This is a genomic window from Sphingomonas aerophila (assembly GCF_014199305.1).
Lineage (GTDB): Bacteria > Pseudomonadota > Alphaproteobacteria > Sphingomonadales > Sphingomonadaceae > Sphingomonas > Sphingomonas aerophila.
On the sequence record NZ_JACIJK010000005.1, the window covers coordinates 228902 to 253085 of the forward strand.

At 67.1% G+C, this 24184-nt stretch carries 25 protein-coding genes; 19 read left to right on the plus strand and 6 right to left on the minus strand.

The genetic code is table 11. The features are described 5' to 3' along the window. The first annotated feature begins 2 nt into the window (after nt 1-2). Together FHS94_RS09465 and rbfA are read left to right on the plus strand one after the other, a co-directional pair. Complete coding sequence (locus FHS94_RS09465; RefSeq protein ID WP_184057117.1) at nt 3-380, plus strand: glyoxalase superfamily protein; 378 nt, start codon at nt 3-5, stop codon at nt 378-380. Continuing rightward, entirely contained in the window at nt 373-780 is a 408-nt protein-coding gene (gene rbfA, locus FHS94_RS09470; protein ID WP_184057119.1) for a 30S ribosome-binding factor RbfA, read from the plus strand. Before FHS94_RS09465 ends, rbfA begins: the two co-directional genes overlap by 8 nt. Before the next feature lie 6 nt (nt 781-786). Here the strand turns inward: rbfA and FHS94_RS09475 are convergent, their stop codons facing one another. Next, nucleotides 787-1230, minus strand: a complete 444-nt coding sequence (locus FHS94_RS09475; RefSeq protein ID WP_184057121.1) for a hypothetical protein — start codon at nt 1228-1230, stop codon at nt 787-789. 65 nt (nt 1231-1295) lie between these two features. Next, nucleotides 1296-1463 carry a hypothetical protein gene (locus tag FHS94_RS09480; protein ID WP_184057123.1) on the minus strand — a complete coding sequence of 56 codons (168 nt, stop codon included), beginning with the start codon at nt 1461-1463 and terminating at the stop codon, nt 1296-1298. An 845-nt stretch (nt 1464-2308) separates the two neighbouring features. Between FHS94_RS09480 and FHS94_RS09485 the strand changes: the two genes are divergently transcribed. The 5 genes from FHS94_RS09485 to pnp all read left to right on the plus strand — a co-directional run bounded on the left by FHS94_RS09485 (nt 2309) and on the right by pnp (nt 7361). Continuing rightward, nucleotides 2309-2890 carry a thymidine kinase gene (locus tag FHS94_RS09485; protein ID WP_184057125.1) on the plus strand — a complete coding sequence of 194 codons (582 nt, stop codon included), beginning with the start codon at nt 2309-2311 and terminating at the stop codon, nt 2888-2890. A gap of 52 nt (nt 2891-2942) precedes the next feature. Beyond that, nucleotides 2943-3635, plus strand: coding sequence for a site-2 protease family protein (locus tag FHS94_RS09490; RefSeq protein WP_184057319.1), 693 nt, complete (start codon nt 2943-2945; stop codon nt 3633-3635). After that, on the plus strand, nt 3635-4531 hold the full coding sequence (gene truB / locus FHS94_RS09495) for a tRNA pseudouridine(55) synthase TruB (RefSeq protein ID WP_184057127.1): 897 nt from the start codon (nt 3635-3637) through the stop codon (nt 4529-4531). Before FHS94_RS09490 ends, truB begins: the two co-directional genes overlap by 1 nt. A 23-nt stretch (nt 4532-4554) precedes the next feature. After that, nucleotides 4555-4824 (plus strand): 30S ribosomal protein S15, encoded by a 270-nt coding sequence (gene rpsO, locus FHS94_RS09500; RefSeq protein WP_184057129.1) that lies wholly within the window; start codon nt 4555-4557, stop codon nt 4822-4824. A gap of 158 nt (nt 4825-4982) precedes the next feature. Then, nucleotides 4983-7361: a polyribonucleotide nucleotidyltransferase gene (pnp, locus tag FHS94_RS09505; protein WP_184057131.1), complete on the plus strand. Its 2379-nt coding sequence runs from the start codon at nt 4983-4985 to the stop codon at nt 7359-7361. Nucleotides 7362-7587: 226 nt separating this feature from the next. On the opposite strand, the gene FHS94_RS09510 is transcribed toward pnp, so the two are convergent. Then, the gene (locus FHS94_RS09510; protein WP_184057133.1) at nt 7588-8385 is read right to left on the minus strand and encodes a class II aldolase/adducin family protein; all 798 of its coding nucleotides are present in this window, start codon (nt 8383-8385) and stop codon (nt 7588-7590) included. Nucleotides 8386-8450: 65 nt separating this feature from the next. Then, on the minus strand, nt 8451-10919 hold the full coding sequence (locus FHS94_RS09515; protein WP_425506173.1) for a glycoside hydrolase family 3 protein: 2469 nt from the start codon (nt 10917-10919) through the stop codon (nt 8451-8453). Nucleotides 10920-11049: 130 nt separating this feature from the next. Between FHS94_RS09515 and FHS94_RS09520 the strand changes: the two genes are divergently transcribed. The 3 genes from FHS94_RS09520 to glpK are packed head-to-tail and all read left to right on the plus strand — an operon-like array spanning nt 11050 to nt 14750. Then, on the plus strand, nt 11050-12897 hold the full coding sequence (locus tag FHS94_RS09520) for a glycoside hydrolase family 9 protein (protein WP_246348482.1): 1848 nt from the start codon (nt 11050-11052) through the stop codon (nt 12895-12897). Next, complete coding sequence (locus FHS94_RS09525; RefSeq protein ID WP_184057137.1) at nt 12894-13268, plus strand: hypothetical protein; 375 nt, start codon at nt 12894-12896, stop codon at nt 13266-13268. The genes FHS94_RS09520 and FHS94_RS09525 overlap by 4 nt, the downstream gene beginning before the upstream one ends. Nucleotides 13269-13277: 9 nt before the next feature. Next, nucleotides 13278-14750 (plus strand): glycerol kinase GlpK, encoded by a 1473-nt coding sequence (gene glpK / locus FHS94_RS09530; RefSeq protein ID WP_184057139.1) that lies wholly within the window; start codon nt 13278-13280, stop codon nt 14748-14750. Here the strand turns inward: glpK and FHS94_RS09535 are convergent. Then, the gene (locus FHS94_RS09535) at nt 14732-16444 is read right to left on the minus strand and encodes a class I adenylate-forming enzyme family protein (protein ID WP_184057141.1); all 1713 of its coding nucleotides are present in this window, start codon (nt 16442-16444) and stop codon (nt 14732-14734) included. The genes glpK and FHS94_RS09535 overlap by 19 nt on opposite strands. A 65-nt stretch (nt 16445-16509) precedes the next feature. On the opposite strand from FHS94_RS09535, the gene lgt reads away from it, so the two are divergent. From lgt to map, 7 genes are all read left to right on the plus strand, one after another. Continuing rightward, nucleotides 16510-17403, plus strand: a complete 894-nt coding sequence (gene lgt, locus FHS94_RS09540) for a prolipoprotein diacylglyceryl transferase (RefSeq protein ID WP_184057143.1) — start codon at nt 16510-16512, stop codon at nt 17401-17403. Between the two features lie 11 nt (nt 17404-17414). Next, the gene (locus tag FHS94_RS09545; protein WP_425506174.1) at nt 17415-18467 is read left to right on the plus strand and encodes a class I SAM-dependent methyltransferase; all 1053 of its coding nucleotides are present in this window, start codon (nt 17415-17417) and stop codon (nt 18465-18467) included. Continuing rightward, nucleotides 18464-18973, plus strand: coding sequence for a GNAT family N-acetyltransferase (locus tag FHS94_RS09550; RefSeq protein ID WP_184057145.1), 510 nt, complete (start codon nt 18464-18466; stop codon nt 18971-18973). Before FHS94_RS09545 ends, FHS94_RS09550 begins: the two co-directional genes overlap by 4 nt. Beyond that, nucleotides 18970-19734: a peptidoglycan editing factor PgeF gene (gene pgeF, locus FHS94_RS09555; RefSeq protein ID WP_184057147.1), complete on the plus strand. Its 765-nt coding sequence runs from the start codon at nt 18970-18972 to the stop codon at nt 19732-19734. The genes FHS94_RS09550 and pgeF overlap by 4 nt, the downstream gene beginning before the upstream one ends. Before the next feature lie 83 nt (nt 19735-19817). After that, nucleotides 19818-21116 carry a cystathionine gamma-synthase family protein gene (locus FHS94_RS09560; RefSeq protein ID WP_425506176.1) on the plus strand — a complete coding sequence of 433 codons (1299 nt, stop codon included), beginning with the start codon at nt 19818-19820 and terminating at the stop codon, nt 21114-21116. A gap of 95 nt (nt 21117-21211) precedes the next feature. Further along, nucleotides 21212-21418: a TA system antitoxin ParD family protein gene (locus tag FHS94_RS09565; RefSeq protein WP_184057151.1), complete on the plus strand. Its 207-nt coding sequence runs from the start codon at nt 21212-21214 to the stop codon at nt 21416-21418. 1 nt (nt 21419) lies between these two features. Beyond that, on the plus strand, nt 21420-22202 hold the full coding sequence (gene map, locus FHS94_RS09570) for a type I methionyl aminopeptidase (RefSeq protein WP_184057153.1): 783 nt from the start codon (nt 21420-21422) through the stop codon (nt 22200-22202). Between the two features lie 21 nt (nt 22203-22223). Here map and FHS94_RS09575 read toward each other — a convergent pair whose 3' ends face one another. Further along, the gene (locus FHS94_RS09575) at nt 22224-22508 is read right to left on the minus strand and encodes a hypothetical protein (RefSeq protein WP_184057155.1); all 285 of its coding nucleotides are present in this window, start codon (nt 22506-22508) and stop codon (nt 22224-22226) included. A 131-nt stretch (nt 22509-22639) separates the two neighbouring features. Here FHS94_RS09575 and FHS94_RS09580 point away from each other — a divergent pair, with 131 nt between their 5' ends. Together FHS94_RS09580 and FHS94_RS09585 are read left to right on the plus strand one after the other, a co-directional pair. Next, complete coding sequence (locus tag FHS94_RS09580; RefSeq protein ID WP_184057157.1) at nt 22640-23656, plus strand: adenosine deaminase; 1017 nt, start codon at nt 22640-22642, stop codon at nt 23654-23656. After that, the gene (locus FHS94_RS09585; RefSeq protein ID WP_184057159.1) at nt 23656-24174 is read left to right on the plus strand and encodes a phosphoribosyltransferase; all 519 of its coding nucleotides are present in this window, start codon (nt 23656-23658) and stop codon (nt 24172-24174) included. The genes FHS94_RS09580 and FHS94_RS09585 overlap by 1 nt, the downstream gene beginning before the upstream one ends. Nucleotides 24175-24184: the final 10 nt, after the last annotated feature.

Genomic DNA, 24184 nt, shown 5'->3' on the forward strand with positions numbered 1-24184 from the left:
TCATGGTTGTATTCGGCAGGCCGGTTCCCATCCTGCGCAGCTTTGATGAAGCGCGCACCCGCGACTTCTACCTGGACTTCCTAGGTTTCGAGCTGATGTTCGAGGCACGTTTCGAAGAATGGGCGCCGCTCTACATGGGGGTGCGCCATGGCGAGTGCGTGCTGCACCTGACCGAACACTTTGGCGATGCCACGCCCGGCTCGGCCATTCGCGTGGCCGTGGATGACGTGGTCGGCTATGCAGCCGCACTCAGGGCCAAGGAGCACGGCAACTGCCGTCCAGGCGCGCCGTCAACGACGCCCTGGGACACGCAGGAGGTGACAGTCACCGACCCGTCCGGCAATCGGCTTACCTTTTATTCGGAGATCAAGCGTGGCTAAGCCCGCCAGCCAGGCCGGCGCTGCATCGGTCCGCACACTGCGCGTCGGTGAACAGGTTCGGCATATCCTGTCGGAGATCCTGCAGCGCGGTGACGTGCATGACGAGACCTTGGCCAAGCACATGGTGTCGGTGACCGAAGTCCGCATGTCATCCGACCTTCGCCATGCCACGGTGTTCGTGAAACCGTTGCTGGGCCGGGATGAGGAGGCCGTCATCAAGGCGCTGCGCACCAACACCGCGTTCCTGCAGCGCGAGGTCGCCCACCGGGTGAAAATGAGGTACGCGGCCAAGCTGAAGTTCCTGCCCGACCAAAGCTTTGACGAGGGCAGCCATATCGACGCCCTGCTGCGCGCGCCCGCCGTTGCCCGGGACCTGGGCGAGCAGCCGTCCGAAACGTGATCGCGATCAGCGCGGTACTGCGCTCCTGAGACCCGGCGGCAACTGGTACACCGGGCAATAGCGGTAGGTTGCGGCGCGTGTGCCCTTGCCCAAGGTAAAGGTCAGCGCATCGCGCACCGTCAGTGTCTGGGTCTCAACAAAGCGGGGGGCCGGTCCGGCCCCGGCATCAATACAGGACTGACGCACCGTGTACCGGCTACCGCGGCGTGACACGACCTTCGCGCGACAGGCTCGGGTGTGGGCGGTGCTGATCCCACGCCCATCGTAAAGGCGGATCGACGCATTGGGCGCGTCCTCGCACCGGGTACCCTGCTCAACGAAGATGCCGGGTTTCAGGCGATACACGCCGCCGGGCTTGGGTGAGGTATCGACGCTTGCCGCCGCTGCCGTCGCCAGCAGGCCGCTCAGGCCGATCGAGCTCAACAGACTGGCCGCCACCCAATTGTTCATCATCCGCCTCCTTGTCGCGCCCACCTAGATCGGGTGAGATGAACGGGGCACGACAGCAAGGGCGATCACGGCGCGGCTGGCTTGTCGCCGAACAGGAACCAGCCGGCGCCCCAGATCGGCTGCAGGGCGGGCGGCGATGTTGCCGGGGTCAGCGCATTGGGGAAGTCAGCCGCGACCCGCCCCGCAAGCGCCACCACGCAATAGCGCGCGGCAACGCTCGCCCGCACCGACACGGCGGAGCCGCCGATCAGCAGCGTGTCGCCCGCGACGGGAGCGGGCAGTCCGGCCTTGGCGAGCGCCGCGCGGGCCCTCTCCGCCTCCCCGTCATCGCCGGCGACAAAGACCAGCTTGACCCCGATCGTGTTCAGCGCCCCAAGCCATTGTCGGGCCTGTTCCCCGATGCCCCCCGGCCGGCGCCGGCCCCAGGGTCACCGAAACCGTCGCGAGTACCGCTGGCTCCTTGCCCTCGCACGTGATCCAGCGCGGGTCGGCACTGTCGCTGCCCCGGTCCAAGAGCACGCTTCGGGTCGCGGGCATATGGCCGGCGACATAATGGCCCAGATCCGCCCAGGTCGCGCCGGCAGGTGAGGCTGCAGGCGGCGTGCCTTCGCTGCTCACAAGCGGTGGCGTGATTGGCGCTGATTGAGCCTCGGCTGGCGGCACCGGCGGGGCATCACTGCCGTCCGGGCGGGGCAGAGAGCCGGCGTAGAACTGTCCCGCCCGCCGCTGTGTCGGGTCGGCCGGAAGCGGCTTAGGAGCGGGCAGTGGCGCAGCCGCGGCGGTCCTTTCCTCACGCTTTGCTTGCTTGGCCGCGCGTCTGGCCGCCCGCCTCTCCTCCCGATCAGCCCGGTCGGGACGCGCGGTGGCGCTTGCGGCGACGCCGCCCGCTGCGACCAACGGCACGGCCGCCGCGATGCACCCGGACAGGCAGCCAGCCAAGAGAAGGAGGAGGGGTGCTTTGACGACCTGCATGGCGCCACCATGCCCCGCTGCGATGCCGCCAGCAATCGGAACGCCGCGGCGGCTCCCATGAAAAAAGCCGTGGCGACGCGGGCGCCGATCCGCCAATCGTCGGCGCATGGCCAAGCTTTATTTCTACTACGCCTCGATGAACGCGGGGAAGTCGACCAACTTGCTCCAGGCCGACTTCAATTATCGCGAGCGCGGCATGTCGACCATGTTGTTCACCGCCGCGATCGATGATCGGTTCGCGCCGGGCACCATCACCTCGCGCATCGGGCTGGAAGCATCGGCCACTCCGTTCGATCCCGGTACCAATCTCGCCGCCCTGGTGCTGGAACGGCACCGTACGGAGGCGCTTGCCTGCGTCCTGGTGGACGAGGCGCAATTCCTTACGAGCGGGCAGGTCGACAGTCTGGCGCGCCTGGCCGACGCGCACGACATCCCCGTCCTCGCTTATGGGTTGCGCACCGACTTTCAGGGAGAATTGTTCCCCGGCTCCGCCCGCCTGCTCGCGCTTGCCGATTCGCTGGTCGAGATCAAATCGGTGTGCACCTGCGGACGCAAGGCGACCATGAACCTGCGGGTCGACGCTGCGGGGGGTGCCATCGGGGAGGGAGCGCAGACGGAGATCGGCGGCAACGACCGCTATGTCGCGCTGTGCCGACGGCACTTCGTGGAGGCGCTGGGCAGCGCCTGATTACGCCACGGCGTTGCTGGCGCCGACCGGCACGCTCGCCTATGTTCCGTCCATGTCCTCCGACAATATCGTCTACCGCGCGGCCGTGTGGATCGTGCCACTCGTCATTGCCATCGTCTTTCACGAAGTCGCGCATGGCTGGGTCGCGCGCTGGCTTGGCGACCCTACCGCGGCCGAGCAGCGGCGGCTGAGCTTCAACCCCGTTCGCCACGTCGATCCGGTCGGCACCGTGCTGCTGCCGCTCAGCCTGGCGATCGCGGGTGCGCCGGTATTCGGCTGGGCGAAGCCCGTGCCCGTCGTCGCAGCCTGCCTGCGCCGGCCACGCACCGGCATGATGCTGGTCGCGCTTGCCGGGCCGGGAATGAACCTCGCGCTCGCGATCCTGGGCGCGTTCGGCCTGGGGCTGTTGTCGGCCAGCCTGGGCGGCACGCTGCCGGCCAGTGGCGCGCCGCGCTTTGCGGCGGACATCCTTTTCTCGTTCCTGATGGTCAACGTTTTCCTGGCCATCTTCAACCTGTTGCCGATCCCGCCCTTTGATGGCGGCCATGTGGTGGAAGGGCTGCTGCCCCGCCCCCTTGCCCGCCGCTATGCGAGCATCGGCCGTTACGGGTTCCTGCTGCTGATCGGGTTGCTGGTGGTATTGCCGATGCTGGTGCCCGGCGCGGACATCGTCGCGCGCGTCGTGGGCCCGCCCGCGCGCTGGCTGCTTGGCCAGTTGCTCGACCTTGCGCGAGCGATCGCCTGATGGCCCTCCACGGCTGGATCATCCTGGACAAGCCGCTGGGGCTTGGCTCCACCCAGGCGGTGGGCGCGATCAAGCGGGGCCTGCGCGAAGCGGGGCACGGCAAGGCCAAGGTCGGCCATGGCGGCACGCTCGACCCACTCGCCTCGGGCGTGTTGCCGATCGCGGTCGGGGAAGCGACCAAGCTTGCCGGCCGGATGCTCGACAGCGACAAAGTCTATGCCTTTACCATCCGCTTCGGTGAGCAGACCGACACCCTCGACCGCGAGGGCCAAGTGGTCGCGACCAGCCCGGTGCGGCCCGATGCTGCCCAACTGGCGGCGGTGTTGCCCCGCTTTACCGGCCCGATCGAGCAGGTGCCGCCGGCTTATTCGGCGCTGAAGGTTGATGGTGCCCGCGCCTATGACCTCGCCCGCGCAGGCGAGGACGTGGCGCTCGCGACGCGATCGGTGATGATCCATTCCCTGTCCATCGAGGCGGCGGACGCTGGCGTACTTGCCGAGGCGACCCTGGTGGCGCACGTGTCAAAGGGCACTTACATACGGTCCCTGGCGCGGGACATCGCGCTGGCGCTGGGTACGGTGGGTCATGTGACCTATCTGCACCGGATAAAGGCAGGCCCGTTCGACCTTGCCCAGGCGATATCGCTGGACAATTGGAACGAAGCCGCTAAGGCGCGCAACCTTGAACAGTTACTTCTGCCGTTGAGGGCGGGGCTGGACGACATCCCGGCTTTCTCCCTCACTCCCGACCAGGCAGGGGCGCTTCGACAGGGGCGTGTTCTGGCCGGGATTGCCGCCGATGACGGCACTGCCTTTGCCTTGCTCGACGACGTCCCTGTGGCGCTGGTCGATGTTTCCGGCGGGATGGTGCGGGTCGAACGCGGCTTCAACCTGTAAACACGATGTCGAAGGACTAGCACATGTCGATCACGGCGGAGCGCAAGCAGGCGCTCATTTCCGAACATGGCCGCGGCGAGGGTGACACCGGCTCCCCCGAGGTGCAGGTCGCGATCCTTTCCGAGCGGATCAGCAACCTGACCCAGCACTTCAAGGGTCACGCCAAGGACAACCATTCGCGTCGCGGACTTCTGATGCTGGTCAACAAGCGTCGCGCGCTGCTTGATTACCTCCGCAAGTCGGACGGCGATCGGTATCTCGCTCTCATTGCGAAGCTCGGCCTTCGCAAGTGACGGAAAAGGGCGGCCTTCGGGTCGCCCTTCTCTTATCCGCCCCGTCGCAATCCGGCGACACGGGCATGGAGCCATCAACACGCTCCACACCGCCGCGAGCCGGCTTAGCTCGCAGATAGGCCCCTCCCGCATCGGGCGTGAGGAGTGAAGGAAACAGAATGTTCGATACCCAGAAGGTCAGCATCGAGTGGGGCGGCAAGACCCTCACGCTCGAAACGGGCAAGGTTGCCCGCCAGGCGGACGGCGCAGTGATCGCCACGCTCGGCGAAACGGTGGTGCTGTGCGCCGTGACGGCTGCCAAAGGCGTCAAGGAAGGGCAGGATTTCTTCCCGCTCACCGTCCACTACCAGGAAAAGTTCTCGTCGGCGGGGCGCATCCCGGGCGGCTTCTTCAAGCGTGAGCGTGGCGCAACCGAGCGTGAAACGCTGGTCAGCCGCCTGATCGACCGTCCGATCCGCCCGCTGTTCCCAGAGGGCTTCTACAACGAGATCAACTGCATCGCGCAGGTGATGAGCTATGACGGCGAGAACGAGCCGGACCTGCTCGCCATGGTTGCCGCATCGGCAGCGATGACGCTGTCGGGCGTGCCCTTCATGGGCCCGATCGGCGCGGCGCGCGTCGGCTACAAGGACGGTGAGTATCAACTCAACCCGTCGGACGCCGAGATCGCGACGGGCGAGCTCGACCTGATGGTTGCCGCGACCCAGGACGCGGTGATGATGGTCGAGTCGGAAGCCAAGGAGCTGTCCGAGGATGTGATGCTGGGCGCGGTGATGTTCGCGCACAAGGCGTCGCAGCAGGTGATCGACGCAATCATCCAGCTCGCCGAAAAGTCTGCCAAGGAGCCTTGGGAGCTGAAGTCCGGCGCCGACCTGTCGGCCCACAAGAACAAGCTGCGCGAGCTGATCGGCGCTGACCTGGCCGCTGCCTACAAGCTGACCAACAAGGCGGAGCGCCAGACCGCGGTCAACGAAGCCCGCACCAAGGCCCGCGACGCGTTCGAGACGCTGAAGCACGAGAACCCGGCCGAGTATCTCGGCACGCTCAAGCTCGTGAAGAAGCTGGAGGCGGAGATCGTCCGCGGCCAGATCCTGAACGAAGGCGTCCGTATCGACGGCCGTGACACCAAGACGGTGCGCCCGATCGAAGCGGAAGTTCACTTCCTGCCGCGTGCGCATGGCTCCGCGCTGTTCACCCGCGGTGAAACGCAGACCATCGCCACGACCACTCTCGGCACCAAGGACGCCGAGCAGATGATCGACGGCCTCAATGGCCTGTCGTACCAAAACTTCATGCTCCACTATAACTTCCCGCCCTATTCGGTCGGCGAAGTGGGCCGCTTCGGCGCGCCGGGGCGTCGTGAAATTGGTCACGGCAAGCTTGCCTGGCGCGCGCTGCACCCGGTGCTGCCGACCAAGGAAGAGTTCCCCTACACCATCCGTGTCACCTCCGACATCACGGAGAGCAACGGCTCCTCGTCGATGGCGACGGTGTGCGGTGGCTCGCTCAGCCTGATGGACGCGGGCGTGCCGCTGAAGCGTCCGGTATCGGGCATCGCGATGGGCCTGATCCTGGAAGGCGAGAAGTTCGCCGTCCTGTCGGACATCCTGGGCGACGAGGATCACCTCGGCGACATGGACTTCAAGGTGGCCGGCACCAGCGAAGGCATCACCTCGCTGCAGATGGACATCAAGATCGCCGGCATCACCGAGGAGATCATGCGCGTCGCCCTGGCACAGGCGCATGAGGGCCGCGCCCACATCCTGGGCGAAATGGCGAAGGCACTGGGCGAGACCCGGAACGAGCTGTCGGCGCACGCGCCGCGGATCGAGACCTTCACCATCGACAAGTCCAAGATCCGCGAAGTGATCGGCACGGGCGGCAAGGTGATCCGTGAGATCGTCGCCACCACCGGTGCGAAGGTCGACATCGACGACGAGGGCGTGATCAAGGTCAGCTCCTCCGACCCGGCGCAGATCGAAGCCGCGGTGAACTGGATCAAGGGCTTGGTCGAAGAGGCCGAGGTCGGCAAGATCTACAATGGCAAGGTCGTCAACATCGTCGACTTCGGCGCGTTCGTGAACTTCATGGGTGGCAAGGACGGCCTCGTCCACGTGTCCGAGATGAAGAACGAGCGGGTCGAGAAGCCGACGGACGTCGTGTCCGAGGGTCAGGACGTTAAGGTCAAGGTCCTCGAGATCGATCCGCGCGGCAAGGTTCGCCTGTCGATGCGCGTCGTCGACCAGGAAACCGGCGCAGAGCTGGAGGACAGCCGTCCTGCCCGCCAGCCTCGTGAGGGTGGTGAAGGTCGCGGCGATCGTGGTCCCCGTGGTGATCGCGGTGGCGACCGTGGTGGTGATCGCGGTGGCGACCGTGGCCCCCGTCGTGAAGGCGGCCCACGTCGTGACCGTGGCGACCGTGGCGATCGCGGCCCCCGCCGCGAAAGCGGCCAGGGTGGCCAGGGCAATGGCGGCGGCAACGATGACGGCCCCGCGCCCGAGTTCGCTCCCGCCTTCCTGACCGGCGACCGCGACTAATCAGTCGATCGGGGCGGAGCGGCGTCGCCATGGCAGCAATGCCCGGCGACGTCGCCCCGCCCTTTTTCGTGTCCGGCGTTCGCGGCTAGCGTAGCAAGCCGGGTCCCCGACCACCCGTGCGGCGGCCGCGTCGCCATCGCGCCCGAGGCAGCCTTGCGGATAATCGCCGTCCGGCCCTCAAGGGTTCCCTGAACTTCAACCCCGCCCTGGCCCCCGACGCGCAGGGTTAGTTCTTGTAGGTTGGGTCCACCCGGTCGAGCTTGCGCTTCAGCGCGGGCCAGGCGAGCCGCTCGGCGACCATGCCCATGCCCTTGGGGTTGGATTGCATTGCGACCTTTGCGCCGACATCTTCGTGCGGGTCGTTGAGATTGTCGCGGCCGGCGGCGAGCATGAGTACCTGCGCCTCGCACGCGCGCTCCAGGAAATACAGGCGGACGAAGCACGCGCCGACACTCTCGCCGACCGCCAGCGTGCCGTGGTTGCGCAGGATCATGGCATTGCGGGCGCCAAGGTCCGCGACCAGCCGCTCGCGCTCGTCCAGGTCCGTCGCGATGCCCTCATAATCATGATACGCGACGTCATGCCCCGCGATCATCGCGGTCTGGGTGTGCGGTAACAGGCCAAAGCGCATTGCGGACACCGCCTGCCCGTGCGGAGTGTGGAGGTGCATCACCGCCGCCGCGTCCTCGCGGGCCATGTGGATGGCGGAATGGATGGTAAAGCCGGCTGGATTGACCGGCTGGTCGGTCTTGCCGACCGGGTTTCCGTCAACGTCGATCTTCACCAGGCTGGACGCCGTGATCTCCTCGAACATCATGTTGTACGGGTTGATCAGGAAATGGTGCTCGGGTCCCGGCACCCGCGCCGACAGGTGGGTGAAGATCAGGTCGTCCCACCCGTATAGCGCGACGAGGCGATAGGCGGCCGCCAGGTCCACCCGCGCTTCCCACTCGCCCGGCGCATACCCGTTCGCGTGGATCTCGGCGGCATGAACCCGTGCGTCGGCCGGGGCGAGCGTGGCCATGGCATCCTTCTCCGTTCTGTTTCGGAAGAGGCTATCCTATCGGCCGACGCTCGCCAACTGGCGCCTCAGCGGGGGCAGGCTGCTCCGGGAGCGCCGCTGCTGGCGATCCGCACCGATGACACATCGATCCGGGCCGCACCGGTGGACGCGATCGCGAAGGGACGCGTCACCGCGGCCATATCGACACCCCCGGTGGCGAAGCAGCGGAGCGGCACCGCCATTTCGCCCCATGTTCCGGCCGCTGCCGTCAACAAGCTGGTCACGGGCACGCGAGCCGCCTTTCCCCCGGTCATCGTCACGGTCAACTGACCGCTTGCGGGCGTGACGACGCGATAGTTGACGACCAGGCTCAACTCCCCGTTCGCCTCACGCCGATAGTCGATCGGGCGCGCAACCTGGATCGCCGCCTCACCCGCGCCGGTCCAGGTGAGCCGAAGCGAGTCCTCCTGCGCGTTGCGGTCGACACGCGTCACCGCCACCGCGCCGGTCGGGGTCAGCTTGCCGCCTGCGATTACCCGGCCACGCCCGAACAGCGTCGAGGTGTCACCCACGGTCACCGCCGGCCGCGTCTCGTCCAGCTTCGCCAGGCTCTTGGGCGCGGCATAGGTCAGGCCGTAGCCGATCGGGAACAGCGGGTCGTAGTTCGGATCGCGACGGTTGAGCACATTCTGGTCGATGCGCTTGGGCCATGAGAAGCTGAGCGTGCCGTGGAAGTCGCGCTTGGCCGCGCCGCCCTTGCCCGCGACCAGCACGTCGGCAACGCCGCCGCCTTCTGTACCCGGCAGGAATGCCGCGACGAAGGCGTCGGCCGCGTTGACCTCCGGGTTCACCCACATCGGCCGGCCTGACAGGAACACCGCCACGACAGGCACGCCCGCCGCCTTCAGCTTCTTGAGCAGCTGGAGGTCGCTCTTGTCCTCAGGGCTGTATTCCAGGCTGGGGCGGTCACCCACGAATTCGGCATAGGGCGTTTCGCCGAATACCACGATCGCGACGTCGGGCTTGGCAGCGTAGCTGCCGTCCGCCGACAGGGTGGCGCGGCCGCCCGCCGCCCGGATGTTCTCGTCCAGTCCGCTCCAGATCGACTGGGCGTGGGGGAAGTCGGCGTTGGAGACTTCCGTCCCCTGCCAGGTGATCGACCAGCCGCCGGCCGCCTGGGCGATGCTGTCGGCCGCCTTGCCCGCGACGAGGACGTTGGCGCCCGCCTTGATCGGCAGCACGCCGCCATTGTTCTTCAGCAGCACCAGCGACTTTGCCACCGCCTCGCGCGCCAGGGCGCGGTGTTCGGGGCTGCCGATCCGGTTGAACTCGCCTGCCATCGGCCGGCTCGACGGACGGCCGTGCTCGAACGTGCCGGCGATCAGCTTGACGCGCAGGATGCGGCGAACGGCGTCGTCGAGGCGAGCGGCGGGGATACGCCCGTCCTTCGCCTCGGCCAGCGTGTTGGCGTAGAGCTCCTTCCACTTCGGGCCCGAATACATGAACATGTCGAGGCCCGCGTTGATCGCGGCGGGGCAATCTTCGGTGGTGCAGCCGGGCACCTGGCCATGCGCGTTCCAGTCGCTGACGGCGAAGCCGTCAAAGCCCCAGCGCTCCTTGAGCACGCCGGTCAGCAGGCTCTTGTTCGCCGTCATCTTGGTACCGTTCCAGCTCGAAAAGCTAGGCATCACGATCAGCGCGCCTGCTTCCAGGCCGGTCACATAGCCCGCGGCGTGGATGTCGCGCAGCGCGTCTTCGGAGATGCGCGCGTCGCCCTGATCCTTGCCGCCCGTGCCGCCATCGGCCAGGAAGTGCTTGATCGAGGACATGACATGGCCCGGGCCCATGAAGTCCTGACCAACCGTGCCCTGGATGCCTTCAACCATCTTGCCGGCATAGGAAGCGACGATGGCCGGGTCCTCGGAATAGCTTTCATAGGTGCGGCCCCAACGGTCGTCCTGCACCACCGCCACAGTCGGCGCAAAGGTCCAATCCTGCCCGGTAGCGGCGGTTTCCTCCGCCGTCGCCTGGCCGATCCGCTTGACCAAGTCGGGATCACGCATCGCGCCGAGGCCGATATTGTGAGGGTAGAGCGTCCCGCCGATGATGTTGTTGGCGCCGTGCACCGCGTCGGTGCCCCAGATCACGGGCACCTTTGGCCGCGTGTCGGACCGCTTCATCGACGCGTCGTAGAACTCGTCCGCCAACTTCAGCCAGTCGGACGCAGGCGCCTTGTCGTTGCCATAGGGGCCCGAGCTGCCGCCGTTCAGCACAGAGCCGAACTTATAGGTTTCCAGGTCCTTGGGGGTGATCGACGCGATGTCGACCTGAATCAGCTGGCCGACCTTGTCCTCGACGGACATGCGCGACAGGATCTGCTCGACGCGCGTTTCAACCTTGGGATCGCGCTGGCGCCGGTTGTTGAGCTTGGGCCAACTTTCCGGGTGCGCCGTCGCCGAAGCGGCCCCGTTCGCGACCTGCGCGATCAGCGGTGCGGCACCCATCACGGCCAGCAGCCCGGCCGCCCCCGCCATCCATCCAGCCTTGCCCTTCATGCGTCCTCTCCTGATAAGGCGGGCTCCGGCAATGCCTTGAACCAGTAGCCGTCCAGCCTTGATAACGTTCTCGCTAACGTTGTCATACTGTAGGGAAGAAGCGCGAATGCGACCAGTCTTTTTGGCGGCGATGCCGTTTGTTGCTCCCCTGTTGCTGGGTACCGCTACCAGTGCTCAGACGACGTCTTCTGCCCCCGCGATCCTGATAGGGCAGCTTGGCTTTGAGACCACGGGCCCCAAGCTCGCCATCGTGGAAAGCGCTTCGCCGACGCCACTGAACTGGACGCTGCTCGACCGCGCCGGGCGAACGGTTGCATCGGGCCGCACAACCCCGTTCGGCCGCGATCCCGGTTCCGGGCGGCCGGTACACCGCGTCGACATCTCCTCCTTTCGCCAGGCCGGCGATGGCTACCAGCTCCGCGTGGCAGGCGTAGCCGGGACCAGCGACCGCTTCGCGATCGGCCCGCGCCCGTTTGCGCGTCTGCCGGCCGCCGCGATGGCCTTCTTCTACCAACAGCGCAGCGGCGTGCCGATCGAGCGCGCCTATGTGGAACGCCCAGACCTCGCCCGCCCCGCGGGCCACACGGACGAAACAGTGACATGCTTCGCCAAGACCGACGAGCGGGGGACCAAATGGCCGGGCTGCACCTATCGGCTGACCACCACGGGCGGTTGGTACGACGCGGGCGATCAGGGCAAATATGTGGTCAACGGCGGGATCAGCACGTGGACGCTGCTGGACCTGCACCAGCGCCTCAGCGCATGGGGCCGGCCCTACCTGTTCGCCGATGGCACGTTGCAACTGCCCGAGCGCGGCAATGGCGCCGACGACCTGCTGGACGAGGCGCGGGTGGAGGTGAAGTTCCTCCTGTCCATGCAGATCCCGGACGGCGCGCGCCTGAAGGTGCCGGTTGATCCGATGGCAGCCAAGCCCGTGTTTCAGGAGATCGACGCCGGCGGCCTCGCCCATACAAAGGTTGCGGACGAACATTGGACCGCGCTGCCCACCGCCCCGGCCGAGGACAAGGAGCCACGCTGGCTTTATCCGCCCTCGACGGCCGCGACGCTCAACCTCGCCGCCGTCGCAGCGCAGGCCGCGCGCGTGTACCGGGCAAGCGACCCCGCCTTTGCCGACACTGCGCTGAAAGCTGCGCAGCGGGCCTGGGCGGCGGCGGAGCGCCACCCGAAGCTGGTCGCCAGCCCGACCTTCACCGGCTCTGGCGGATATGGCGACCGCGACTGGTCGGACGAGCGGTTCTGGGCAGCGGCGGAGCTGTACGCCACCACCGGCGACCCACGCTTCGCGGCGGTGATCGACGGGTCGCCTTACCTGAACACCCCGAATGACGACCTCAGCTGGGGCAAGCTAGACCAGGCGGGGCTGTTCACGCTTGCCACCGTCGCGACCAGGCTTTCGGCCCCGACGCGTGCCCGCGTTCGCGCCGCGCTGATCGGCCGGGCCGACGCTCTGATGGGAGAGCGAATGACCAGCGGCTATCGCCTGCCCCTCGCGGGCGATCGCTTTGGCTGGGGATCGACCTCCACCCTGCTCAACCGCGCCATGCTGCTGGGCGTTGTCTATCAGTTGACCGGCAAGGCGGGGTATCGGGACGCAGCGGTCGACACGCTCGACTGGGTGCTCGGCCGCAACGCGCTTGGCCAGTCCTTCGTGACCGGCGTCGGCACGCGCCCGATGCGCTTTCCCCATCATCGCTTCTGGCATCCGACCGACCCGCGCTACCCGGCACCGCCCAGCGGCGTGCTGTCGGGCGGCCCCAACTCAACGTCGCTCGATGCCGATCCGATCGCCAAGACGTTCAAGGGCCGCTGCACCGGCATGACATGCTGGACCGACGACTGGCGCGCTTATTCGATGAACGAAGTGGCCATCAACTGGAACGCGCCGCTAGTCTGGGTGTCAGCCTTTCTGGATGCGACCGGGAGCGGCCAGGCACGCTCGCGCGTTCCGGCTTCATGATTCGCCTCCCCGCGCTCGCCCTGCTGGCCTCCACGCTGCTCACATCACTGGGCCCGGCGGTGGCGCACGACCGGGCGCCATCGGGACCGTGCATCGACCTTGACCAGGTGGTCAGCCAGCAGCCGGCCGGCCCCGCCGCGATCGATTTCCAACTGACGGGCAAGCGGACCTATCGTAACACGCTCGCAAGCGAGTGCCCGAACCTTGGCGAGTTGAACCGCTTTCGCCAGATCGTGTGGGACAATCGCGACGGACGCCGAGTGTGCCCGGGCGACCGCTTTCGCCTGGTCGAGACGACCCAGGCCCGCGCAACGGGTGCGGGCAGTTTCCCCTTTTGCCGGCTTGGCAGCTTCACGCAGGTTACTCGCTAGCCCTGAAGAATGCCGAGCGCCCGCCATATCCTCAGCATCGACCAGGGCACTACCTCGACGCGGGCGCTGGTGTTCGATCAGGCTGGGTCGCTCCTGGCCACCGCCCAGCGCGAGTTGCCCCAGCATTATCCCGCTGACGGCTGGGTAGAACACGACCCGGAGGATATCTGGCGCGACACGCTGGCGGTGATGGGCGAAGCCGCGCGGCTGGCCGATGTGCCGATCGCCGCCATCGGTATCACCAACCAGCGCGAAACGGTGGTCATCTGGGACCGCACCACCGGCCGCCCGATCGCCCCCGCCATCGTCTGGCAGGATCGACGAACGGCGGCACGTTGCGAGGCCTTGCGGCAGGCGGGACACGAGCCGCTGGTGCAGGAGCGCACCGGCCTGCTGCTCGATCCCTATTTCTCAGCCACCAAGCTTGCCTGGTTGCTTGACCACGTTCCGGGCGCCCGTGCGCGCGCCGCCGCTGGCGAGTTGGCGGCGGGCACGATCGACAGCTTCCTGACCTGGCGGCTGACCGGCGGCCGTGTCCATGCGACGGACGCGACCAATGCCAGCCGCACCGCGCTGTTCGACATCGATCGCCAGCGCTGGTGCCCCGACCTCCTCGCCCTGTTCGAGGTACCGGCCGCGATCCTGCCCGAGGTGCGCGATTCGAGCGGCGACTTCGGTTGGACGGACCTGCTCGGCGGGCGCATCCCCATTGCTGGCGTCGCGGGCGACCAGCAGGCGGCGCTGGTCGGGCAAGGGTGTTTTTCGGCCGGAGAGGTCAAGGCGACATACGGCACCGGCTGCTTTGCGCTGATGAACACCGGCGCGCAGCGCCTGCACTCGACCAAGCGGTTGCTGTCCACGGTCGCTTACCGGCTGAATGGTGTGCCGACCTATGCGCTGGAAGGGTCTATCTTCGTCGCGGGTGCGGCGGTGAAGTGGCTGCGCGATGGGTTGGGCCTCATCACCCATGCTTCCGACACCCACGACATGGCGACGCAGGTCAAGGACAATGGCGGCGTGTACCTGGTGCCCGCATTCGTGGGGTTGGGCGCGCCGCATTGGCGCCCCGATGCTCGCGCGCTGCTCACGGGCATGACGCTGGCCACGAGCGCCGCGCATGTCGCGCGCGCCGCGATCGAGGCGGTGGGATTTCAGACCCACGATCTGCTCGCCGCGATGGCCGATGATGGCGCAGGCAGCCCGGCCACGTTGCGGGTGGACGGCGGGATGACCGCGAACGACTGGCTGTGCGGCTTTCTCGCGGACCTCAATGGCGTGGCGGTGGAGCGACCCGCTATGCGCGAATGCACCGCGCTGGGCGCCGCGTTCCTTGCCGGGCTGGGCGTCGGCCTATGGCCCGACCTCGACGCCTTGCGCGCGGCGCGGCCGGGGGTACAGCTATTCGCGCCCACCCACGGCTTCGACGCGCCGCCCCTGCTTGACGGCTGGCGCCATGCCCTGCGTCAGGCTTTGCTGGCCTGACGCTCCGCCGCCCAGATCGCGCGGTACTGGACGCGCAGGGCCACCTTGTCGATCTTCTCCGTCCCCAGCCGTGGCAGCGGGACCGCCGAGACCCAGATGCGCGCGGGCACCTTGAACGCGGCCACATGCTCCGCGACGAACGCGCGCAGCACTGCCTCGTCCAGCGTCTTGCCCGCGAGTGGATGGACCACCGCGCCCGGCACCTCTCCGAAGCGGTCGTCGGGCAGGCCGAATACCGCCGCCTCTCCCACGCCGTCGCACGTGTACAGCGCGGCCTCGACTTCCGGGCAGCTGATATTCTCCCCGCCGCGGATGATGATGTCCTTCTTGCGGTCGACGATGAACAGGTAGTTGTCCTCGTCCAGATAGCCGATGTCGCCGGTCAGGAAGTAACCGTCCGGCGTCATCGCCGCCGCGGTTGCCCCCGGATCATTCCAATATCCCTCGAAATTGACGATCGAGCGGATGCCGATCTCGCCCCGCTCACCCTGCGGGACCGGCTGGCCATCCGCGCCGACAATGGCGAGGTCGATCAGCGGCGCTGATGGACGTCCCGCCGAATCCGGCTTGGCGAGGTAATTGGATCGCCAATTGCCTGTGCCCGCAGCGTTGGTTTCTGTCAGGCCATAGCCGATCAGCGGTGCACCCTTCAGCTCGGCGTCGAGCCGGCGGACATGCTCGGCCGGGCGCGGCGCACCCCCGGCGGCGAAGTCGGTGACCGTGGAAAGGTCGAACCGGGCGCGTTCGGGATGAGTGGCGATCTCATAGCTCATCAGCGGCACGCCGACGAAATAGGTGACATGCTCCGCGTCGATCAGCCGCATCGCTTCCAGCGCGTCCCATTTGGGCATGAGTACCAGCTTGCGCCCCATGGCGAAGCTTTGCAGCATCACCGGCACCTCTGCCGTGACATGGAATAGCGGCAGGTTGAGCAACGTCGCCGGCTGGCTGGTCGGCGGGTTGCCATCCTGGGTCGCCAGCGTCAGCATCATAACCACTTGCGCCAGGTAGTTGAAGGTCGCCTGGGTGATCGCCCGGTGCGATGAAACCGCCCCGCGCGAACGGCCCGTCGAGCCCGAGGTGAACAGCACCGTGGCGGGGTCCTCCGGGCTGATGGAGGGCAACGACGTGCCCTCGTCCGCCCCCGCCGTCACCGGTCCAAGCGCCTGATCCAGCGGCAGCGTGTCATCGATCCCGACCACCTTTGCGGACAGGCCGCCTGCCGCGTTCAGCCGATCGACGCGCGGGGCATCCGCGAACACCAGCGTGCAGCCAACCTCCGCCACCGCCTGGCCCAGTTCCTCCGGACCCCACCATCCGTTCAACAAGGTAGCGACCCCGCCAGCGCTGACGATGCCCATGTAGAGGACGATCCAGCTTGGTGAGTTGCGCATCGCCAGCCCGATCCGGTCGCCGGGCCTGACGCCATGAACGCCGACCAGCGCCCGGGCGACGGCCTGTGCCGCCGCGCCAGCCTGGGCAAAGGTCAGCCGCTCCGCCCCGGAAACGAGGAACGTGGCGTCGGCATGCTGGGCGATGAAGTGGGCGAAATAGGCGGGCAAGGTCGGCGGCGCGGCGGCGATCACCGGCAGCAAGCGTCCGTGCTTCTCCACCTGGGTCAGCGCGAAAGGCCCTCCCTCGCCGGTCAGGGCAGCCATCACTGCGTCCATTCGCCGGTCGAGTTCGCTCGCCATCTTTCTCTCCGCTTGGGTTTGTTCGTTTGCCCCCTTATGAGGGCGCAAGACCTGAGGGGAAAGCCTTGATACTGCCCGTCCTTGCCGCTGCGGCCTCCGCGTCCGGGCACATCCGCTTCGATCAGCTCGGGCTCGACCCCGTGTTGTTCAACATCGGCGGGTTTGCGCTGCGCTGGTACAGCCTGGCGTACATCACCGGCATCGTGGTCGGCTGGTGGTACCTGCTCCGCCTGCTTGCCCAGCCGGGCGCGCCCATGGCGAAGCGCCATGCCGACGACCTTGTTTTCTACGCGACGCTGGGGATCATCCTTGGCGGGCGGATCGGCTATGTCCTGTTCTATTCGCCCGACATGATCCTGCATCCACTGCGCATCCTGCGGCTGTGGGATGGCGGCATGAGCTTCCATGGCGGCGTGATCGGGACGTCGCTGGGCCTGATCCTGTTCGCCCGCGCCAACAAGCTCGATTGGCTGCGAATCCACGATTACGTCGCGTGCTGCGTGCCGTTCGGGCTGTTCTTTGGCCGGATCGCGAACTTCATCAACGCGGAGTTGTGGGGACGCCCGACCGACGTCGCCTGGGGGATCATCTTTCCCCACACCGTGCCGTTTCCCCTGCCCGAGCCAGCGCGCCACCCGAGCCAGCTTTATGAGGCTGCGCTGGAGGGCATCGTCCTGTTCGCGATTCTCGCCTTCGCCTTCTGGCGCACCCGCGCCCGCTACCAGCCGGGCCGCCTCGTCGGGCTCTTCCTGGTCGGCTATGGCCTTGCCCGGTACATCGTGGAGTTCTTCCGCGAGCCCGATCGCCAGTACGCGACGGGGCTGCTCGGCACGCCCGGTACGCACATGGGCCAGCTTCTCTGCCTGCCCATGATCCTGGGCGGCGCGTACCTGATGGCGACCGCGCCGCGCCGTCGTACCCGCGTCGAACCGATCGCGGGCGGCACCAGCGTCGCCTGAGGCGGGCGGGCATGATGGATACCGAAGCGGGCGGCAGCCTTTCCGACCGGCTCGCCCGCGCGATTACCATGGCGGGCCCGGTGCCGATCTCGCAGTTCATGGCCGCGGCGAACAACCATTACTACGCGACCCGCGACCCGCTTGGCGCGACCGGCGACTTCGTCACCGCGCCAGAGATCAGCCAGATGTTCGGTGAGCTGGTCGGCCTGTGGGCCACGGACCTGTGGGATCGCGCGGGTCGCCCCGACGCTGCCTGGGTGGAGCTTGGCCCCGGCCGCGGCACGCTCAGCGCCGATGCCCTACGCGCGGCGGGCAAGGCTGGCTGGACCCCGCCCGTTCACCTGGTGGAGATCAGCCCGGTGCTGCGCGCAGCGCAAGCGGAGCAGGTGCCGCAGGCCAGCTGGCACGACACGGTCGACACCCTGCCGGACGACCGGTCGCTGGTGGTAGTCGCCAATGAGTTTTTCGACGCGCTGCCGATCCGCCAGTTGGTGCGCCGCGGCGACGCCTGGCACGAACGCCTGGTCGCCTGCCAGGACACCTTGTTCCTGCCCGTGGCCGGCCCGCCCGTCCCCGCGGAGGTGGTGCCCGAACCGCTGCGCGACGCGCCGGCGGGATCGGTGCTGGAAGTCAGCCCTTCAAGCGTCGCCGTTGTACGCTCCCTCGCTGCCCGCATCGCTCGCCAGGGCGGCACGTTGCTGGCGATCGATTATGGCTATGAGGGGCCGGCGCTGGGCGAAACCTTGCAGGCTGTGCGTGGCCACTCCTTTGCCAACCCGTTCGAGCGGGTGGGCGATCAGGACCTGTCGGCGCACGTCGATTTCACTACCCTTGCCGCGGCGGGCCAGGTGTCGGGCCTGGTCGCCTGGGGCCCGGTCGAGCAGGCGGAATGGCTGGTCCGGCTAGGCATCGATTCGCGTTCCGCCGCCCTCGCCCGCGCGCACCCCGACCGTGCCGACAGCCTGGTCACCGATCGCCAGCGCCTGGTGAACGGCATGGGCGCGCTGTTCAAGGTGCTCGGCCTCACCGCGCCGAACTGGCCGACGCCGGCGGGGTTTGCATGATCCACTACCGCCCCGCCACTGCCGCCGACGCCGGTGACCTGCGGGAGGTCGCAACCCAGGCCTATACCGAAACCTTCAGGGGCCTGTACCGGCAGGGTGACCTGGACGTCTTCCTTCCCGCGGCGTTCGGCCCGACCGGGCTTCAGGCGCACGTGACCGACCCCGCCTACACTATCCGCGTCGCGACCGATGGGGGCAAGATCATCGGCTTTGCCAAGCTCGGCCCCGTGGCGTTCTCGGGCGACTGGCCGTCGGGCGCGGTTGAATTGCACCAGCTTTATGTTCTCTCCAGCCACCTGGGCGCGGGCGTCGGGCCTGCCTTGATGGATTGGGCAATCGATACGGCGCGCGCGGGCGGCGGGACCGAGCTCGTCCTGTCCGTTTACGTCGACAACCATCGGGCCAAGCGATTCTACGCCCGCTACGGCTTCGTTGACATCGGCCGCTACGACTTCGCTGTGGGCAGCGTGATCGACGAAGATCGCCTGATGCGGCTGTCGTTATGAACGTCGAGGTCAATCGCGCCGACGCGCTTCACGGGATCGCCCATGGGTTTCTCGGCCGGCGCGGCGGCGTGTCGACCGGCGACATGGCCGGGCTCAACGTCGGGCTGGGGTCGGAGGATGATCCGGTCGCGATCGCGACGAACCGCGCCCGCGCGGTGGAAGCGGTGCTGCCGGGCTCGCGCCTCGTCACCGCCTATCAGGTCCATTCGGCATCCTGCGTCACGGTGCTTCAGCCATTCGACGACAATCTGCGCCCCCATGCGGATGCGCTGGTCACCGACCGCCCCGGCCTGCTGCTCGGCATCCTGACGGCCGACTGCGCGCCCGTGCTGCTGGCCGATACGGAGGCAGGGGTCGTCGGCGCGGCGCACGCGGGGTGGAAGGGCGCGCTGGGAGGCATCACCGACGCCACCGTGGTCGCGATGGAAGCGTTGGGAGCGCAGCGCGACCGCATCGTGGCCGCGGTCGGCCCGTGCATCGCGCGCACAAGCTACGAGGTGGATGAGGGCTTTCTCGATCGATTCGCCGCCGTGGATCGCGCCAACGAGCGCTTCTTCACTCCCGCACGCGAGCGTCACTACCGCTTCGACCTGGAGGCCTATGTTGTCCACCGGCTGGGTCACGCAGGCGTGTTGCGGGTCGAGGCGCTTGGGCTAGACACCTATGCGCTTCCCGACCGCTTCTACAGCTACCGCCGGGCGACACACCGGGGCGAGCCGACCTATGGCCGCCAGATCAGCCTGATCGGATTGCCCAGCTAGTTTCAACGGTGACTATCCTGGGCTACATACCGCTGCCAAGGAGAGTGCAGATGACCGACACGCCCAACGAGAACGAAGCAGAGATGTCGGGCGGCGTGCCCGCGCAACAGCCGCAGGACGACACGCCCAAGACGATCGGTGAGCGCAAGCTGAAGCCATCGACGCTGATGATGGGTCATGGCTATGATCCGGCCCTGTCGGAAGGATCGCTGAAGCCGCCGATCTTCCTCACCTCCACCTTTGTGTTCCCCAACGCCGCCGCGGGCAAGCGCCACTTCGAGGGCGTGACCGGCAAGCGGCCGGGCGGTGCCGAGGGGCTGGTTTATTCGCGCTTCAACGGCCCGAACCAGGAGATCCTGGAGGACCGCCTGGCGATCTGGGAAGAAGCGGAGGACGCGCTCAGCTTCTCGTCCGGTATGTCGGCCATCGCGACCCTGTTCCTGTCGATGGTGAAGCCGGGCGACACGGTGGTTCACTCGGGCCCGCTTTATGCCGCGACCGAGACGCTGATCGCCAAGATCCTTGGCCGTTTCGGCGTCCACTGGCTCGACTTCCCCGCTGGCGCCACGCGTGAGGAGATTGACGCGGTGATGAGCAAGGCGGCGGGTTCGGGCCGCGTCGCGCTGATTTATCTCGAAAGCCCCGCCAACCCGACCAACGCGCTGGTCGACGTGGAAGCGGTCGCCGCCAGCCGCGACGCCGTGTTTGCGGGGGCAGCCGAGAAGCCGCCTATCGCGATCGACAACACGTTCCTCGGCCCGCTGTGGCACAAGCCGCTGGACCATGGCGCTGACATCGTCGTCTACAGCCTGACCAAATATGCCGGCGGCCATTCGGATCTGGTCGCGGGCGGGCTGCTCGGTAACAAGGCGCAGATCAATACCATCCGATCGATGCGGAACACCATCGGCACCATCTGCGACCCGAACACCGCCTGGATGCTGCTGCGTAGCCTGGAAACGCTGGAATTGCGGATGAGCCGCGCGGGCGAGAACGCGGACAAGGTCTGCACCTGGTTGCGTGACCAGCCCAAGGTGGAGCGCGTCGGCTATCTCGGCTTCTTGGCGAATGAGGAAAGCCGGCAGGCGGACATCTATCGTCGCCACTGCTCGGGCGGCGGCTCCACCTTTTCGCTCTACCTCAAGGGCGGCGAGGCCGAGGCGTTCCGTTTCCTCGACGCGCTCAAGATTGCCAAGCTGGCGGTCAGCCTGGGCGGCACCGAAACTCTGGCGAGCCACCCTGCCGGCATGACGCACCTTTCGGTGCCGGATGCGCGCAAGCAGGCGCTCGGCATCACCGACAACCTTGTTCGCATCTCGATCGGGGTGGAAGACGCGGACGACCTGATCGCCGACTTCGAACAAGCGCTGGCCGCGATCTGACCTGTTCGGGCCGGCTGCGTGAAAGCGGCCGGCCCGTTGACGTGCGATATACGATCCATATACGTTCCGCTTACTCGTGATTGGAGGAAGCGGCGGTGGGCATCGTGAAGATCGACGACGAACTGCACGAACAGATCCGCCGTGCGAGCACGGTGATGTGCCGGTCGATCAATGCGCAGGCGGAATTCTGGATGAAGATCGGCATGCTCGCCGAGGCCAGCCCCACCCTGTCGTTCGCCGAGATTGTGCGGGCAGAGCTTTCCGCGGTGCAGGCGCTTCCCGATCAGGCCGCGGCCGCCTGACATGGTAAAGACGGCTGACGAACTGGCGCTGATGCGGGTGTCCGGCCGATTGCTGGCGTCGGTGTTCGAGATGCTGGACGAACAGGATCTGGCCGGCATGTCGACGCTGGCGGTCAACGACATGGTCGACCGCTTCATCACCACCGATCTACAGGCGCGGCCGGCCAGCAAGGGGCAATATGGCTTTGCCTATGTCCTGAACTGCTCGATCAACCAGGTCGTCTGCCACGGCGTGCCCGACCCAGGCCAGGTCATTCGCGACGGCGACATCATCAACCTCGACATCACGCTCGAAAAGAACGGCTTCATCGCTGATTCGAGCAAGACCTATCTGGTCGGCACCGTCAGCCCTCCTGCGCGCCGGCTGGTGCAGGTCGCTCAGGAAGCGATGTGGAAGGGGATCGGCCAGGTACGGCCCGGCGGGCGCCTGAGCGATATAGGCTTCGCAATCGAGAAGCACGCCAAGAAGCACGGCTATTCGGCGGTGCGTGAGTTCTGCGGCCACGGCATCGGCCGCGAAATGCATGAAGAGCCCGAGGTGATGAACTTCGGCCGCGCCGGCGCCGGCCCGACGCTGCGCGAGGGCATGACCTTTACGATCGAGCCGATGATCAACCAGGGCACGCGCAAGGTGGAGACATTGGACGATGGCTGGACCGTCGTCACCGCCGACGGGAAGTTATCGGCACAATTCGAGCATACGGTCGCGGTCACGGCCGATGGCGTGGAGGTGCTGACCCTGCGCCGGGACGAAAAACCAGGAGCCGTGCGCCAGCGGGCATGAAACTGCGCGACGGGCAATCACCTAGTCCAGTTGAGCGAGCAGGTCTTCTCCGAAACTGTCGTCCGGCAACGGCATCGCGCTCCTCAGCGCAGAGCCGGTCAGAAAGATGGCATTGCCATTGCCCACGCAATTGGTCGCAAGCTTGCGCCGGCGGATGCCGAGCGTGCTGATACGCGTGGTCAGAGCGCTGGTGGTGCAGCCGAAGTTAGCCGCAATCGCATCAACCGCTTCCCCCGCCACATAACGTCTGGCGAGTTCAATCTCCTTGTCACGGCTCCAAGGAAAGCGGTTCGGTTTGTCAGTCATCGCTGGCATGCAACCCTGTGCTGTAATGGCCTTTCCTAAGACGCTGCACCGAGCGAAGAAAAGTCTCAGTCGTGCTTTGTCCAAACCTGCGGGGTTGCCCGCCGGCGCGCAGGGCGCGAATACACGAGATTATGGCTGATCTTTCGCGCTTCATCGCCGGCCTGCCCAAGGCAGAGCTTCACCTTCACATCGAGGGCAGCCTGGAACCCGAACTGATGTTCGCGCTGGCCGGGCGCAACGGGCTGACCATCCCGTTCACCTCTGCGGACGCGGTGCGGGCGGCATACCAGTTTTCGAACCTTCAGGACTTCCTGGACATCTATTACCAGGGCGCGGCGGTGCTGGTGACGGAGCGCGACTTCCACGACCTGACCGTAGCCTATTTCGATCGGGCCGCCGCTGACGGTGTGAAACATGCTGAGATCATGTTCGACCCGCAGACGCACACGGCGCGCGGGATCGCGTTCGACACCGTCATGCGCGGGCTGCTGTCCGGCATGGCCGACGCAAAGGCGCGGCATGGCATCACCAGCTGCCTGATCATGAGCTTCCTGCGCCACCTGTCGGAGGAGGACGCGTTCGCCACGTTGGAGCAATCGCGCCCCTGGCTGTCCCACATCACCGCCGTCGGGCTCGATTCGTCAGAGGTCGGCAATCCGCCTTCCCGCTTTGCCCGCGTGTTCGCCGCCGCGCGGGAGCTTGGCCTGAAGCTATGTGCCCATGCCGGCGAAGAGGGGCCGCCCGACTATGTTCGCGAGGCGCTGGACCTGCTCGCGATCGACCGGCTCGACCATGGCAATCGCTCGCTGGAGGACCCGGTGCTGACCGCCCGGCTGGCGGGCGCCGGCATGACGCTGACGGTGTGTCCCTTGTCGAACCTGAAGCTGCGCGTGGTCCATGCCATGGCCGATCACCCTATCGATCGGATGCTGCGGGAAGGGCTGCGCGCCACGGTGAACTCGGACGATCCCGCCTATTTCGGCGGCTATGTGGCGGACAATTACGTGGCGGTGGCGGAGGCGCGCGGATTGGGGCGGCAGGAGTTGGCGACGCTGGCCCGCAACAGCTTCCTTGGCAGCTTCCTGCCCGACGAGGCGGTGGCGGCGCACCTTGCCCGTATCGACGCTTATGTGGCGGAGGCCGCCTGATGCCGGTGTTCGACACGGTCGCGCATGAGCGCTTCGTTGCGGACGTGCGGGCGTTGGCGGCGGCGATCGCGGCAGACGCCGATTGGCAGCCAAGCTTCCTGATCGGGATTGGGCGTGGCGGGTTGGTGCCAGCCGTCTATCTCAGCCACGCGACCGGCCTGCCCACCCTCTCCTGCGATCTGTCGAGCCACGTTCCTGACTTCGCGGACGACGTGCTGGTCCGCCTCGCCGCCCGCACGCGTGAGGGCGAGCGTCTGTTGTTCATCGACGATATCAACGATTCGGGCCGCACCATCGGGATGCTGCGCACCTCGTTGGCGGCGGCACAGGCCGCTTCCGACCATGTCCGCTTCGCCACGCTGATCGACAACGGAGTGTCGGCGCAGCGGGTCGACTATCGCGCGCGAACCATCGACCGCACCGTCACAAAAGACTGGTTCGTGTTCCCGTGGGAGGCGGTGGCACCGGCCGAGGCGATCGCGGAGGATGCCGCCGAAGTGCCCGACCGGATCGCCTGACGCGGCGGGC